Here is a 15,827-nt window from a genome sequence, read left to right as displayed (position 1 = left end):
ATACTACTCAACCTTCTTTTCCGGTAGCTCCCAGCCCATGACTGTAGAAATAAACGGAATGATATTCATAGCCATCTTACGCTGCCCACTATAATTGGGATGCCAGACAGCTCCATAGTCCAACACTTCATTGAAGAGTCCTTCCTTTAGTTTCAACAAATAAATGTTCCTATCATTCATCCCGGAAACAGCCTCTTCGTAGAAAGTATAAACTGGAGCAGGAACAGTGCAACAATAGATACAAAGAATGGGAATCTGCCCATAATGCTGGCGTAATTGTTTTAATATCTGTGTATAGGCCTTTACAAACTCACTCCTATACGGCTGCGGTTCAAGAGAAAAATCGTTAGTTCCCAAATTAATGACTACCAAATCCGGACGATATGCTTTGAAATTCCATTGTTCAGCAGAACCTTCGTCAAAAGTTTGGAGCATCTTATCCTTCATCGTAATAGCCGAAACACGTACCGAATCACCATAATTACGGACAGCCCCCCGGCCAGAATGTGCAATCAGACTGTAATCTGCATCAAAATAACGTGCTATTATAGTAGAGAAAGAAAGATTACAGTTTTCCGTCTCCAATCTGAACGGTTCATTCCGGTCTTTCCCCTCCGCACCATAGCCACACGTCAGAGAGTTTCCTACAAACTCGATGTGACGGGTCCGGACTTCAGGCTCCTCCTGCAAATAGCCCGAAGCTGCCAAATGAAACTGATAGAGAGTGGTCTTTCCGAATTCACCCTCCGTGCGTTTCTGTATGCGCAGGCTATGGAGTCTACGACTTACTCCAGAAACGAAGTCAATCACAGTATCTGTGCCACAAGCTTTCACTACCGTATGCAGTTTGCCGTCGACAAAAACATTGTAATAGCTCGTCCCCGTCTCGGATAACCTTATGGAGAGTTTTCCTCCCGCAAAACGAGTCTCCAGATAAGTTCCTACCCAGTCAAAAGTCACTGAACCATCTTCTTGCACTTGGGTACGCCCTACATATCGTACGGCAGCATCACTTCCTTTAACTGTCCAGCTTGTATTTTGCGCATTCGCCCCCGGTAAACCACACAAGCTTGCACAGAAAACAAGTATCCATAAATGACAATATCTCATAAAAAAATCATTTCCAACGAATCACTGGACACGTTGTTTATAAACTCTACCAAAGCGGTCGGTCACCCGGACTTCAATATGTGCTCCGGCTTTTTTAGGAGTAGCCCGGAAGAGATGCTCCGTCTTTACCGGACTAATCCAGTCGTATTCAACTCTCTCCTTGTCCGCACAAATAGCTTTAGCCTCAGGATCGTATCCGGTAAAACGGCTCATTTCCCCCCTCCTCTTGCCATCCTCATACCACTCTACCTTCCACAAATAATCCCAGTTCCAAACATTAGCAATAATATCCAACGGATAATCATCACAACTTCCTATGGGATAAGTACGAAACTGATAATCATCAGGATAGCCGGCACTCTTATAACGCCATTTCACATCCGTCCCATCTACCTCGTAAACCCCATAACCGACCGGAGTGCCATCCATGCAAATATCAGCTTTCCACCAGATACCACATACGGCAGCCGTATTATGCTCCATCAAACTATCATTAAAACAGACATTCCAGTTGAAATGCGTATGTCCGGAAATAATATGAGCATTATATCCTTTCAACAGGTCGTACAGTCCGGAAGCATTGCTCGTCTCATCTTGTATCAAAGTATTCCACTTCAATTCCGGAGTAAGGCTTGTGGGGATATGGACAATGACAAACACAAGGCTCCCTTCGGGTACATATTTCAGGTCTTGCTCCATCCATGCAAAAGTACGTTCATTGATATAACCTATATATTGATAATCGCGATTTACATAAAAATTATTGTTCAACACAATATAATGCGCTTTACCTTTATTGAAAGAATAGTAGGTTGGACCAAAATAATTTTCAAAAGTCTGATATGAATATTCAAAAGTACGTCCGCCATAAGTCATATCATGATTACCGATGGTACGATAAACAGGAAAACCTAAAGAAGCAACCGTATCGATGTAGGACGGATATAGCGAAGGAGTATCACCGACAATATCACCACAATCTATTCCAAAAACGTCCCACTCCTTTGAATAAGGTTCGACAAACTGATGCATATCCTGCAAAAAACGAGGATATGCCTTCACATCCCTTTCAGAAGTCATTTGTACATCCGCTTGTACCAAAAACAAATGCTTCTCGTCATTCCAGGTGTTTCTTTTTAGCTCAAAATTATACTCGCTACGGGAAACATCCACTTTTTGAAAAAATAAAGGAATGGTCCGTTCCGCAGCAGGTACAAAACCAGCAGGAACAGTCAAATAGATAAAACGGGTATCTCTTTTCTTCTCAAGCATATAATCTCCCTGCCCATCGGTCAAAGTACAATCAATGCCGTCTGTAACAACTACTCCTGGCAATCCTTTGCCTTCACACAAAACCTTTCCATAAATGTCCTTTCCGAAAGAATCACAGGTATGGACTCCCAGAACAATTATAAAAAACAAATATTGTATATATTTCTTCATACTATAAAATGTCATTTAACTAAAGACAATGCTATCTTTTCTGATTCAGTTCCACAAATATCATAAGAAGTTACGGAATATGTACCAAGCTTCCCTTGAATATTCCATTTATATCTGCATACATTGTTATGGTCATATTGTACATTACCTATTAAAACGTCATCTCTATATACATGATATCCCATCACTCCCTTCTTTTCTTTCGCCGGTTTCCATTCAAGAATCACTTCATCTTTATTTTCATCAGTATATATCCTTAAATTCGAGACTGGCAAAGGAGATTCACAAATAGGCAGAGTCCCTTTCTGTACATATTCCACATATGAATTATGTATTAAGGGGTTCTTCAAAGCAGGGCTATAATAGTGGCTGTAGGCAAATGAAATAAATCCGGAGACATAGGGACGCAGCAAATCCATCTGAAGCTTTAAACGACCCAAAGGTGCAACTGTCCAGAAACGTTGGTCGAACATCTCGATATTTGCCCAAAAATGGATTTTAGGGAAAGAAGGTATAGCCTTTGACAAACTCTTAAACCATTCTGCTACCACATCAATGGTAAGCCAACCTGCTCCGACACAATCTTGAGGAGCAAAAATATCTCCGTCCTTAAAATGGGCCTTTGATAATATATACTGCCACATACGGGAACACTCTTCAGGGGTGCCTGCCTCACTATTCATGAAAGGAGACAGCAAGAAAGGCATATCTTCCGTATGTTGATGAAGAAAATCCAAATTCACATTAAGTGCATCTATCAGACAATCCAGATAAAATTGCTTTTTACAACAAGAATTGACAACCTCCCAAACCCAATACCAGCCATACATCGTATCAGAATACCTTTCTTTATAGCAATTTATCAGTTCTTCTGCAACTTTATTCCCTAGTTCCATCTGTCCCATTATCCATTTTGGAGTAAGAGAATCGACATCCCACCAGCCTTCATTAAAATTTAATCCTACAAAAACCTTAAATCCAGCTCGTTTTGCATTACGTAAGCAGTTCTCCAGCAAATCATCACTTCCGCTTTTTATGTCTGGAAGTTTTGAAGGATACACCGCTTCCGTTTTTCCTTCTTTAGAAGTATGGACCGTATGCATAAAAATCAAGAACTCCAAACCAGCCTCCTTCAAAGTCTTGAATTCTTCTTGCCAACGGATATCATTCCATTGTGTAACCAGATGAGGCTGTATAAATGAGCCTTTTATAAATAGGCTATCTCCAGCATTAACCTGCAAACAAACAGAAGTGATTAGAGATAAAAATATAAATATGTATTTATGCATTGTGGTATTCATAACTGTAAATAAGGAACTATCTCTCCAACTCTACATCTTCAAGATAGTTCCCGGGAGTGTGTTAAGTTAACATTTGAATATATTATTATTTATAACGTTGGGTATCCCACCAGACACGTACATTCATGCCATCGCCTTGTCCTTGGTTTAAACTAGATGCTGTAGCATTTTCTTTATTATCACGACGTTCTGCATCACAATAACGTATCTTCTTAATGAATTCACCATTGCCCGGATTGATAGCAGGATCATCACTTTGAGAAATTGGCATTAAAACGGGGTAACCAGTTCGACGACATTCAGCCCAGGCTTCAATCCCATTAGGATAAAGAGCCAGCCACTTCTGAGTAATGATTTTCTCCAATTTTTTCTCATCTGAATCCGTATTACTCCAAGCAACATTACCCGTAGTAAGATAAATCTCATCATTATCTGTGCTATATAAGCTGGCATCTACTCCATCACGTTCTTCTGCCAACGAAGCACGAATACCATTTTCATAATTGTTCTTTATATCTCCAGCACCACTCCATCCGCGTAAAGCAGCCTCGGCTTTCAACTGGCAAACTTCTGCATAGTTCATTACCTTAAATGGTAATGGCACTACGGTATTGCTCGGGGCGTTACCATCCATTCTATTGGCATTCCAGTCTGGAAATGCTTTCAATCCATATACACAAGAATTATTATCCGGAGAATTTGCTATGTAACCATCAACATCTGCAGCCAATAATTCTGCATCCGTACGCCCACTAGGAACACCCTGAAACTGCTCTCCTTTAAACGAAGGCTTGGGCGCTTTCTGATTGTTCTTATACCCTACCGTCTGTCCAAACCAAAGAGGCATACGAGGATCGGCTACTGTACTGGACTTTTTCAGAATATTCTCCATCGTCTTACTCATTGTAAAGCAATTCCAGTTACATATCATATAAAGAGGATGTCCCCAGCCACCAGCAGCAGTTATCCTCATATATGCATTATCATCATTACTTTCCATTACCCCTGATTGCAAAGCTGCCTCTCCTTCTGATTTTGCCTTATCCGGGTCGATATAAGAAAGCCGCAAAGCGTAACGTAAACGAAGTGAGTTTGCAAATTTTATCCATTTCTGGATATTACCGGCATACACCAAATCATTATTTTCTCCACAAGGTTCTTGACCCGCAAGATTTTGCTTCAATATATCGACAGCTTCCGTCAATTCATTGAATACATCATAATATATATTCTTTTGTACATCATATTTAGGAGAACTGCCCCCAAGCCCAGCTTCAGAATATGGAATATCACCAAAAGTATCTGTCATCCCTATTGTTCCATAAGCTACCGTTATTCTTACCATCTGACAGTAATTCGTATATGATGGCGTTTCCGCTGCCATCGCTTTTACTTCTTTCAAATGCTTCAATGTAGTATAATAAGGAGTCCAATATCCGGGTTCAGCCCATCCATCATTATATCCATATCTATCAGAAGTCCATCCTTGAACAGTATTTGTGAAATATTGGCAATACATTTGTGAATGCAGATTATCGCCTCGCTGATAGGGGGTAGCATCCAGATTAACCCCAGTTTCCTGAACAAAGGGTAAAATGTATGCCGGACTCACATTTACCAATGATGACGGGTCAGTATTCATTGATTCAAATCTGTCTGTGCACGCAGAGAGTGCACCTAATGCCAGACAGCCTATTAAAAATTTATTATATAATTTCATAATTATCCAATTTTAGAATTTGACATTTAATGAAAAACCAAACGAACGTGTTGGAGGCAATGAACCAAACTCAAATGCTTGAGCATAATCTTCACGGGAAAATGCAGATTCTGCATTTACAGGAGCATCCTTGTAGAAGTAGAATAAATCCCGCGCCACCGCAGATACTTTTACAGCCTTTAACGGAGTGTTCCTTAACCACAATTTAGGCAAGTTCCATCCTAATGAAAGTTCACGCATCTTTACGTAAGTTCCATCATACATAAAAGCTTCTGCAATACCTGTAGAACCACCAATGTTAGCATAGTATTCTTCAGCTGTCACCTGTTTCGTGTTTTCATGTCCCGTAGACTCGACAATACCTTTAACTACCATGCCATCACGTCCCTCCAGAGTTCTTTGTGAGTTACCGGTATAACAAGCATAATTATCTGTCATAGAAATAAAGTTTCCGCCATAACGTACATCAATCAGAGCACCGAATGTAATATCCTTCCATTGTAAAGTAGTACCTATGGAACCGGTCCATTTAGGAAGCATATTACCGATTACCTTATCCGTTTCTTTAATGGGAAAACCATTGTCATCAACTAAAATATTCCCATTAGCATCACGCTTAAAAGCGTTATTTGCTACAATGTCTCCAAACTTACCACCTTCTTCAACAACCACCGAAGCAATACGGGTCGATCCCAGAGTATAACGTTTCACAGATTCGTCTAATTCAACACATTCTGTACGGTTCAATCCCCAATTTAAATTCACATCCCATTTCCATGTTTTCGTCTGTATAGGGGTAGCAGAAATCATTAATTCATATCCATAACTTTTCATCTTTCCAGCGTTAATGATTTTCGAAGTATATCCTGAAGTTGCTGGTATATTAATAGACAAAATTTGATTTATAGTTGAAGAATTGTAATAAGTAAAATCAATTCCAAAACGATTTTTAAATAAACGGAAGTCAAATCCAACTTCATAAGAATTTGTCTCTTCCGGTTTCAAATCGCGAAGCGGATACGTATCTGGTAATTTCATTTCAAGAACAGAACCACCATTAACCATACTGCTGAATGAACTATACACATAGTCCAATCTGTAAGGACTGGTATCATTTCCTACTTTAGCCCAAGAACCACGTACCTTCAAATAATCAACAAACTCTGGCAGTTTCACCATTTCCGAAACAATGCCACTCAAACTTACTGAAGGATAAAAGTAGGACCAATTAGACGATGGAAGCGTAGAAGACCAGTCATTACGTCCTGTAACATCTACATATACCATGCTTTTATAACCAACACTTACATTTCCAAAAACAGACTGAATCTCCTTTTTTGAATAACTCTCAGAAGCCAACCTTCTTTCTCCATTCCCCATATAAATAAATCCTGGTATTTGGAAATTACCTGCATCCCCAACCAACCCCTCATAAGTTGTATTATAAATAGCAGTACCCAAATTGGCCGTTACAGAAAAATCTCCTAATGTTTTATTAAAATTCAGCATCAAATCAGCATTGAACTCTTGATTAGTAGATTGGACATGAGCATATTGGGAAGTTGCATTAGAGCCATCACTCAAATATATGGCATAGACTTTTCTCTTATCATTATACCAATCCATACCAATGCGTCCCGTCAAATTTAAATAGTCAGTAATACGAAGAGATGCACGAATTTGTCCCAACAAACGATTGCGTTGATTGGTATTTCCATTTTCAGGCATAATTAATCCATAAGGATTACTATAATTTTCTGCTGGCCCTGACCAGTTAATGACCTTATTATTACTGTTAATAATATTTGTACTCAGATCTGACAAACGAATACCACGAGGCAAATTAACAAGCTGTGTCATTGTACCATATTCACCTTGGGCAGGAGCATTGTTTACCTTCTCCCGCATAAAATTTATCTTGGCCCCAATGGTTAAAAATTTATTCTTGAATTCAGTATTCAAATCATAATATTGACGGTTTATAGAGTGATTCGGAGTAATACCATCATTTCTCGAATCTGTAAATGAAAATCTACCCGTAAGGTTTTCACTTCCTGCAGAAGCTGTTACTGTATTGGAATACTGAACACCGGTATCGTAAAATGCTTTTATGTAATCTTCCTGAGGCAGTAAAGCATAATCACCATAATTAGTATCACCATATATTGCATTACGCCAGTTGGTTACCATCTGCCCTTCCATTTTAGGCCCCCAACTTCCTCTGGCTGCAGTACTAAAATTACCTCCAGAACCCTGGCCATAAATATTCTGATAGTCATAAGTATTATAAACGGAACTAAACTCAAAATTACCATTATATTCTATTTCCAAAGGTTGCCCTTGTTTACCTTTTTTAGTAGTTACAATAATTGCACCACTCTGAGCTCTGGAACCATACAGTGCTGCAGCATTTGCTCCTTTCAATACAGAAATACTCTCTATATCTTCCGGATTAATTTGCGAGGCAGCTCCATATCTATCCACACCACCATACTCATTGGCAGCTTCCTGAACTCCATCATTAATGGGCACACCATCCACCACCCACAAAGGTTGGTTATTACCGCTAAGAGAATTTAGGCCACGCATAATAATACGGGTTGACCCTCCCATCCCCGTACCAGATTGAGCAATTTGCACACCAGCTATTTTACCTTGCAGCATGTTAGCAACACTAATAGATTTGTTCTCTATCAAAGCATCCGTCTTCACTTCCTGCATAGCATATCCCAATGCTTTCTTCTCGCGCTTTATACCTAAAGCTGTCACCACAACCTCATTCAATTGTTCTGCTTCAGGCTCCATTGTAATACGTAAATCAGATTTCTCCCCCACTTGTATAACAACATTTTTATAGCCAATAAAAGAAATGATTAAAGTAGCATCTTGATTGGGTAAAGCTAAACTAAAAAATCCATCCGAATTAGAGATTGTTCCGGCTGTAGTTCCTTTCACTACGATGTTAGCTCCAGGAATAGGTTCTCCCATTTCATCTAAAATAGTTCCTTTTACCACCTTCTTGTCCTGCTGCTGGACATCAAGCGCTTTGTTTAGTGGCGTATCTGCATAAGCATTAATACCACCAATGCAAAATAATCCACAGAAAAGGATTGTTACAGTTTTTTTCACCATCCTTTCATGTCTCAAATTGTTTTTCATAAGCTCATTAGTTTAATTAATAGTTCCAATATATCATCACTTTTTACTTAGGTCTTCTAAAACTTGCCAACATTGGTACAATCCTCTTGGCACATGAAAACATCCTTTCCATTTACCACCTTTCAATGGTAATAATACTTCTCCCCTACGATTCAAATATCCAAACCATTCCGGATATTCAGAATCTTTGAAATGACTCCAAGTATAATCATGCACTTTTTCAAACCATTCCAAGCATTTTTCATCACCAGTCAACTGATAACCTTTCAACATGGAAATCAATGTCTCGATATGAACCCACCACAACTTCTGATCCCACTCCAGCTGCTGTGGAGGGAATCCCTTGCGGTCCATAAAATAAAAAATACCACCATATTCTTTGTCCCAACCATATTCGGCCATCGTCAAGGTAATATCCTTGGCTTTTTTAACCAACTCAGGACGATTTAAGCGCTTACCTAAATCCATAATAAACCACATGGCTTCAATATCATGCCCAGGAGTAACCTGACGTCCTTCAAACGAATCAGAAAGTTTTCCATCAGTAAGAACATTTTCCACAATAATCCCCCCTAATTCCGGACGATAAAAAACTTCCATCACTTCATGAATGCAAGTATCGATTGTCTCCATTAAAAAATTCTCACTCAAAAGATGTTCGATTTCTAAAGACAGATTACAAAGAATCATTGGCAGAGCAAACCCCTTTAGATTACGAGTTCCCAAATGAAGTTTATTCCATTTACCTTTAGGGTTACCCACTTTCGATAATACAATGTTAAAAGTTCTTTTGGCAATATCTGCATATTCCTGGTTGCCAGTAGCCAGACTTAGTTGTCCAAAAGCCATTGTAGCAAAAGTGTAGGAGAAAATATTATAAGGCTCCACCAAAGGATTCCCATTCCGATCTAAAGAAAAATACCAATTATAGTTACCATCATGCCCATATTTTTTCAAGAATTCACCTCCTTGAATCGCACAATCAAGCCATTCTTTACGTTTTTCCACTTTATTGTAAAGCATTGAAAACATCCAAACTTGGCGGCCTTGCAACCAGATGAATTTATCCGTATCAAATACTTCACCATCACGATTCAGACAAGTATAGTAACCGCCCCATTCAAGATCTTGCGAATGAGATAACCAAAAAGGGAGTACACTATCGAAAAGCTCACTTTTGTATTGCTTTGCTAATTGTTTAAATTCCATAATTTATAATTTAAATAAGGTCAATTATTTTTCCATCCAATAACGTTCTATTTCTTCCAAAGATTTACCAGTAGTCTCAGGAATCAATTTCCACACAATCAGAATATAAGGCACACACATTACAGCAAACAAAAGGAATGTTCCAGCAGGAGTAAGGTTCTGAAGCATCCACGGCGTAAACTGTCCAACAAGATAAGTTCCTACCCACAAAGCAAATCCAGCAATAGACATAGCTATTCCACGAACACGGATAGGGTACATTTCCGAGAGCAGCACAAAAATGACTGCACAAATAGAGATAGCACAACAAAAAACATAAAACAAGAAAAAGAATAACAAGAAACCGTTTGGTAAATCAAAAGTCCTCGCAAAACGGAAATAAAATCCTATTAACAACAAGGAAATAACCATACCAGAAACTCCATAATATACAAGCTTTTTGCGGCCTACTTTATCAATAATAAAGACCGCAATGATTGTAGTTACTGCATTAACGATACCTACCAATACTTGGCTGAACAAAGCATCTCCTCCTGACAAACCCGCCTCTTCAAAAATAGAAGGCCCATAATAAAGAACAGCATTTACTCCCATAAATTGCCCAAGGATAGCAATAGCAGCACCTATCAATACAGCTTTAGAGATTCCCGGCTGTAATAGAAGCTTCCATTCGGACTTGGACTCTGATTGAATAACAGATTTTGTTTCTTGCAGTTGTCCTGCAGCCTCATGCTCAGAGAGATATATTTTCCGGAAAATACTTCGCGCCAAACCATCGCGCCCTTTCAAAACCAACCAACGAGGACTTTCTGGAATGAAAAAGATAATAAAGAAAAATAATAATGATGGAATACTGGAAAAACCCAACATACCTCTCCACACTTCCGAAACAAAAATTCTATGTACCCAATCAGCACCTAAGGTAATCCCGCTTTGAGAAAAATGAAGTAACTGGAAGTTTGCCAGATATGCACCTAAAAATCCGATAGTAACAGCCAGTTGGTACAAAGAAACCAACCTTCCTCGATATTGGGCTATTGAGACTTCCGATATATATAATGGAGACACAATAGAAACAATTCCGATACCAATTCCTCCCAATATACGTGCAAAAACCAACTGCTCAAAAGAATCAATGAAGGCGCACCCGATACCCGACACCGAAAAAAAGACAGCAGCAATTAACATCGTCATCTTACGGCCCCACATGTCACTCAGTTTACCCGCAAACAGTACACCAATTATAGAACCAATTAAAGCACATCCCACAAACCAGCCCACTTGAATCTCATCCAATCCGAATTGGGCTGTAACCTGAGATATAGTACCGGAAATGACCGCGGCATCATATCCAAACAAGAAACCGCCTATAGCAGCCACAACAGACAAGAACGTCAAATAAGAAAAATTTACATCTGATTTCATACCTATTACATCTTTATTTACTACCTGATTTCAAAATATTCTTTATATCTATCATATAAATGCCCTGCTTGCAAATAGGCTGATTGAGGACTCATGAAATGAGAAAATTCAAAAGTAATAGCCTTGTCATAGCCAGCACGTTTAGCCGCTTCCAATTTCATCCGGAGTTTATCAAACTTAATGGGTAAGAAACGAATAGGCATATCCCGATCAAATGTCTCTGCATTAGTCCAACATTGCATACCGTACTTATCCGCCAAATGCTTATTTACTGTAAAAAATGCATCTAATTCATCGTAATCGATATGTCCGTCCTGAAAAGCACAAGCATCTACTACATCATGAATGCCATCAAATATTTCATTCCACTCTCTTTCATGCTCTTCTACAGAAACAGCATCTGCTTTCGTTATCTTATCTCCACTTACCATTACCGCTTTCTTCCCATCAATCCATGGAGATATAAAAGTAGGTAAACCACCAGAGACATCTTTACATTGCTTACCCATGGAATAAAATGCATCAATGGCTCCTTTGGTCTTACGACTAATCTCACCGCTAATGTACCATCCACCAAAACTTTTATAGCGTTCACCATACTGATGCCAAACCTCATCAATAACATATTTATTATCTTCAATTTCCCAACTTAAATCACCAGTGTCCCAATAACGTCCGGAATCATACAAACCGAAATAAAATTTCATATCATATTTAGCTGCCAAACTCAAAAACATATCTACTAAATCAATGGAAGGCATATAACACCCTTTCTTCAGTAAATACTTGGAAGGATAAGTAATAAATTTCCGATATCCAGAACGTATCAGGATAACTGCATCAATACCAATCCCTTTCATATGTTGAAAGTCCAAATCCCATTCTTTCATTCCCCAATTTTGATGAGGAATATCATGCGAAATTTCATCTAGAAAAGTTCCGGTTATTTTCAACCCATTATTCTTTGGAACAATCAAGGTATCTCCCAAGTCAGTTCCTGATATAGGAAATAGGCACCCCTCTTTGTTTGATGCAGTACTCAAAAAGGAAGGAGCTGCAAACAGTGAAGCTCCGGCTAATACTGACTTTTTCAAGAAATCTCTTCGGTCATTTGTTTTCATTTGTTGTAGGTCTTTCTTAGTATTCTTCTATTTAATCTGCCACAAATATAGATATATTTATTAATTAGACAATATTTAATAAAAGATTTTATTATATTAAACTCAGTAATTAACCTTTTTAATTAATATAAGATAAATAAATAATAAAATAAAGGGGAATATATTATAAAACCACATGCAAATAAGAGTAGTTACCAAATAATTTTAATATCTTTGGCAAGGATACACAAAGCAACCATTATGAAGCAAGAATTATTAAAAGAAATAGAAATGGGGAGCAAAAATGCTCTGCTAAAAAAGAAAATCATTACACATTATATATATAATGGTAGTTCCACTATTACTGATTTATCCAAAGAGCTGGATTTAAGTGTGCCTACAGTAACCAAATTTATCAGCGAAATGTGCGATGATGGCTATATTAATGATTACGGAAAGCTAGAAACTAGTGGAGGACGTCATCCCAGCCTCTATGGACTCAATCCTAAATCCGGTTACTTTATAGGAGTAGACATCAAAAAGTTTGCCATTAACATTGGACTTATTAATTTCAAGGGTGATATGGTAGAACTGAAAATGAATATCCCATATAAGTTTGAAAATACCCAGGAAGCCTTGGAGAAACTATGTAAACTCATCAGTAATTTTACAAAGAAAGCAGGAATCAATCCAGAAAAGGTATTAAACATTTGTATCAATATATCAGGGCGAGTTAATCCTGAATCAGGTTACATCTTCAGCATGTTTAACTTTTCCGAACTTCCGTTAGCAGAAGTATTAGCCAAGAAAATCGGATATTCCGTTTGTATAGATAATGACACTCGTGCCATGACTTATGGAGAATATATGCAAGGATGTGTCAAAGGAGAAAAGAATATCATCTTTGTAAATATAAGTTGGGGACTTGGCATTGGAATCATTATAGATGGAAAAGTTTATACCGGTAAATCTGGATTTTCTGGAGAATTCGGACATGTCAATGTATTCGACAATGAGATTCTATGCCACTGTGGCAAAAAAGGATGCTTGGAAACAGAAGCATCCGGTTCTGCTTTGCATCGTATTTTGTTGGAACGTATCAACAACGGAGAATGTTCCATATTATCCAGTCGTATAGCCACTAAAGAAGACCCACTCACACTGGACGAAATTATTGCAGCAGTAAACCAAGAAGATTTACTCTGTATTGAAATTGTGGAAGAAATTGGCCAAAAGTTAGGAAAACAAATTGCAGGATTAATCAATCTATTCAATCCTGAACTGGTAATTATAGGAGGAACACTGTCATTGACTGGGGATTACATTACACAGCCTATAAAAACCGCTGTGAGAAAATATTCTCTGAATCTAGTAAACAAAGATTCGGTTATTATAACTTCCAAACTAAAAGACAAGGCGGGTATTGTAGGGGCATGTATGCTTGCACGAAGCAGGATGTTTGAGAGCTAAAGTTCCAACATCCGCTTCATAAAAGCCTTTATTCCTTCTGCATCAGAAGTCTGAGGAGCCCACGAAGCCAAATCCTCTGAGGGTAGAGGCTGATATGGGCCTTTTTTAATTTCAAAAATAACGGTACCTGACTCCAAGGCAATAATACTATGCCATGTATTAGAAGGAATTTCCAGACCATATTTACCTTCCGAAGGATTGAGGCATACCTTATCTGTTACATTACCGGCATCATCATAAAAAAATGCCAGCAGACTCCCACGCAAAACCAGATAAGTTTCTTCCTTATCTGTATGACGGTGAGGAGGAAGATAAGTTCCCGGTTCCAAAGCATTCAGCAACCGATGAATAGGAGCATCCATAGACGCATGAAAATTATAATTCATACGTAAACGGGAGTTCTCCTTAGCTTGTGAAGTAACGGTATCCAGCAGCTCTTCTGTTATCAGCTTCATCATAACTTCAGCAATTGGGCAAACTTGGCAGGAAGTTCTGCTTTGCCCGCTTCAATAGACAAACTTTTTCCTTCATTATCTACTAATATAGCAGCCTCCTGCGAGGAAGCCAATGAGGTAACTTCCGACACATTACCGGCAACAAACAAACATCCGGAAAAAAGAGGAGTAATCACCTTTCGGGTATGCCCTTTCCATTTTACAAACACAGCCTGCATCGGGCAATATGTGGTATATCCCGCAGCATTCAAACGCTGCATCAACTTATGTTCAGACTTGGGTGCTGTGTACAATGCATGCCAGCACATCATATCATTATCCGTCATCATATTGTTTGCTTTTTCCATCCCTTTAATAAATCTTTTACAAATAATATCCATCCCACACTGCCGACACCTGCCAAGAACATGAAGCCGATCAAAATCATCAATTTATTGGGCTTTGCAGGCTTCAAAGGTACCGTAGCCGGCTGGACAACCGTATATACCGGTGTAATCTCCTGCACCTTAGCTCTTGCCATCTGCAATTGTTGAGACACTTGTGTATATACTTGATAGGCTAAATTCATTTCATTCTGTAAACGCTCTTGCTCTGCGCGATAACTCAGCAATATTATATTCTGGTTTGCATCTACAAAATTTGCGTATTTCTTCTGGGCAGACTCATAACTGGCCTTTGCTTCTCCATAAAGTTTTTCGGTAAATGCCAAATCATGACGAGCCTTATTAGTCCGATAATCTGTAATGTAGTTCTGCAGGCAATGCATCACGGTATCCGTCAGCGAAGCAGATATCAAAGGATCCTGCATAGTAACAGACAAGGTTGTCACACCTGTCTTTTTGTCTACGGAAACAGAGATACGTTTACTTAAAGCATCTGCAATGGCAGACTCATCTCTAGTAAGACGAAAAGGATCCAGCTTTGCATCCCCCTCTTCCGGTTCATCCTTAAACAAAGACAATGTCCATCCTAACACCTTAAAAGGAGCGGAGAAAATTGCACTCCACCAAGGAGAACGCTGTTCCTCTTTCAAATAAGCATACAGAGTTGTGTCTACTTTTGCTTTCTGATCCTTGACTTTAACATCGAACAGTTCAATCAGAAAAGGAGTAGAACTTACAATATCAGGATAAAGTTCGGGTGACAAAGCATCTTCACCAGAAGAAGTACCCAAATTGATACCCGCCATGGCTGCAAGGGCTCCCATACTTCCGCCACCAGATTTACCACCACTCTCCGGAGCCAACGTCACACTTGTAGAATACTCCTTAGGAATACTAAATGCAACAACCAGTCCAACAAGGGCAGCGATACCACACGCCTTAAAAACCAATTTGCGACTAGCCCATACTTTCTGGGCCAGTTCTATCAAATCTATTTCTTGTTCCTCAGGTTGTGGAGAGGTTATGTTTTGTATTTTTTCTTCGCTCATAAT

Annotated in this window: 12 protein-coding genes; 1 reads left to right on the top strand and 11 read right to left on the bottom strand. The window is 38.9% G+C overall.

Translation table 11 applies throughout. From position 1 onward, the window contains the following. Positions 1 to 3: 3 nt before the first annotated feature. From ACESTD_RS13960 to ACESTD_RS13925, 8 genes are all read right to left on the bottom strand, one after another. The gene (locus tag ACESTD_RS13960; RefSeq protein WP_098032898.1) at positions 4 to 1,110 is read right to left on the bottom strand and encodes an SGNH/GDSL hydrolase family protein; all 1,107 of its coding nucleotides are present in this window, start codon (positions 1,108 to 1,110) and stop codon (positions 4 to 6) included. Positions 1,111 to 1,131: 21 nt separating this feature from the next. Then, complete coding sequence (locus ACESTD_RS13955) at positions 1,132 to 2,553, bottom strand: calcineurin-like phosphoesterase C-terminal domain-containing protein (RefSeq protein WP_373158942.1); 1,422 nt, start codon at positions 2,551 to 2,553, stop codon at positions 1,132 to 1,134. An 11-nt stretch (positions 2,554 to 2,564) separates the two neighbouring features. Continuing rightward, positions 2,565 to 3,854, bottom strand: a complete 1,290-nt coding sequence (locus tag ACESTD_RS13950) for a DUF4434 domain-containing protein (protein WP_195288958.1) — start codon at positions 3,852 to 3,854, stop codon at positions 2,565 to 2,567. An 85-nt stretch (positions 3,855 to 3,939) separates the two neighbouring features. Further along, entirely contained in the window at positions 3,940 to 5,574 is a 1,635-nt protein-coding gene (locus ACESTD_RS13945) for a SusD/RagB family nutrient-binding outer membrane lipoprotein (protein WP_195288957.1), read from the bottom strand. 12 nt (positions 5,575 to 5,586) lie between these two features. Then, positions 5,587 to 8,733, bottom strand: coding sequence for a SusC/RagA family TonB-linked outer membrane protein (locus ACESTD_RS13940; RefSeq protein ID WP_272203484.1), 3,147 nt, complete (start codon positions 8,731 to 8,733; stop codon positions 5,587 to 5,589). 36 nt (positions 8,734 to 8,769) lie between these two features. Next, positions 8,770 to 9,942 (bottom strand): AGE family epimerase/isomerase, encoded by a 1,173-nt coding sequence (locus ACESTD_RS13935; protein ID WP_195288955.1) that lies wholly within the window; start codon positions 9,940 to 9,942, stop codon positions 8,770 to 8,772. A gap of 24 nt (positions 9,943 to 9,966) precedes the next feature. After that, the gene (locus ACESTD_RS13930) at positions 9,967 to 11,367 is read right to left on the bottom strand and encodes a sugar porter family MFS transporter (RefSeq protein ID WP_373158941.1); all 1,401 of its coding nucleotides are present in this window, start codon (positions 11,365 to 11,367) and stop codon (positions 9,967 to 9,969) included. Between the two features lie 20 nt (positions 11,368 to 11,387). Further along, positions 11,388 to 12,488: a DUF4434 domain-containing protein gene (locus tag ACESTD_RS13925; RefSeq protein ID WP_195288953.1), complete on the bottom strand. Its 1,101-nt coding sequence runs from the start codon at positions 12,486 to 12,488 to the stop codon at positions 11,388 to 11,390. Positions 12,489 to 12,728: 240 nt separating this feature from the next. Between ACESTD_RS13925 and ACESTD_RS13920 the strand changes: the two genes are divergently transcribed. Continuing rightward, positions 12,729 to 13,937 carry an ROK family transcriptional regulator gene (locus tag ACESTD_RS13920; RefSeq protein ID WP_373158940.1) on the top strand — a complete coding sequence of 403 codons (1,209 nt, stop codon included), beginning with the start codon at positions 12,729 to 12,731 and terminating at the stop codon, positions 13,935 to 13,937. On the opposite strand, the gene ACESTD_RS13915 is transcribed toward ACESTD_RS13920, so the two are convergent. From ACESTD_RS13915 to ACESTD_RS13905, 3 genes are read right to left on the bottom strand one after another with little or no spacing between them, the layout of a single operon-like run. After that, complete coding sequence (locus ACESTD_RS13915; protein ID WP_057097974.1) at positions 13,934 to 14,392, bottom strand: WbuC family cupin fold metalloprotein; 459 nt, start codon at positions 14,390 to 14,392, stop codon at positions 13,934 to 13,936. The two genes, ACESTD_RS13920 and ACESTD_RS13915, sit on opposite strands and share 4 nt — an antisense overlap. Further along, positions 14,392 to 14,739, bottom strand: a complete 348-nt coding sequence (locus ACESTD_RS13910) for a UpxY family transcription antiterminator (protein ID WP_195288951.1) — start codon at positions 14,737 to 14,739, stop codon at positions 14,392 to 14,394. The genes ACESTD_RS13915 and ACESTD_RS13910 overlap by 1 nt, the downstream gene beginning before the upstream one ends. After that, a complete protein-coding gene (locus ACESTD_RS13905) occupies positions 14,718 to 15,824 on the bottom strand; it encodes a Wzz/FepE/Etk N-terminal domain-containing protein (protein ID WP_044468719.1) in 1,107 nt (368 codons plus the stop codon). The genes ACESTD_RS13910 and ACESTD_RS13905 overlap by 22 nt, the downstream gene beginning before the upstream one ends. Positions 15,825 to 15,827 lie beyond the last annotated feature (3 nt).

The sequence above is a fragment of the Bacteroides sp. AR20 genome (assembly GCF_964250605.1).
GTDB lineage: Bacteria > Bacteroidota > Bacteroidia > Bacteroidales > Bacteroidaceae > Bacteroides > Bacteroides uniformis.
The sequence above is the reverse complement of the archived record's forward strand: the minus strand, read 5'-3'. Positions and strand labels throughout refer to the sequence as shown.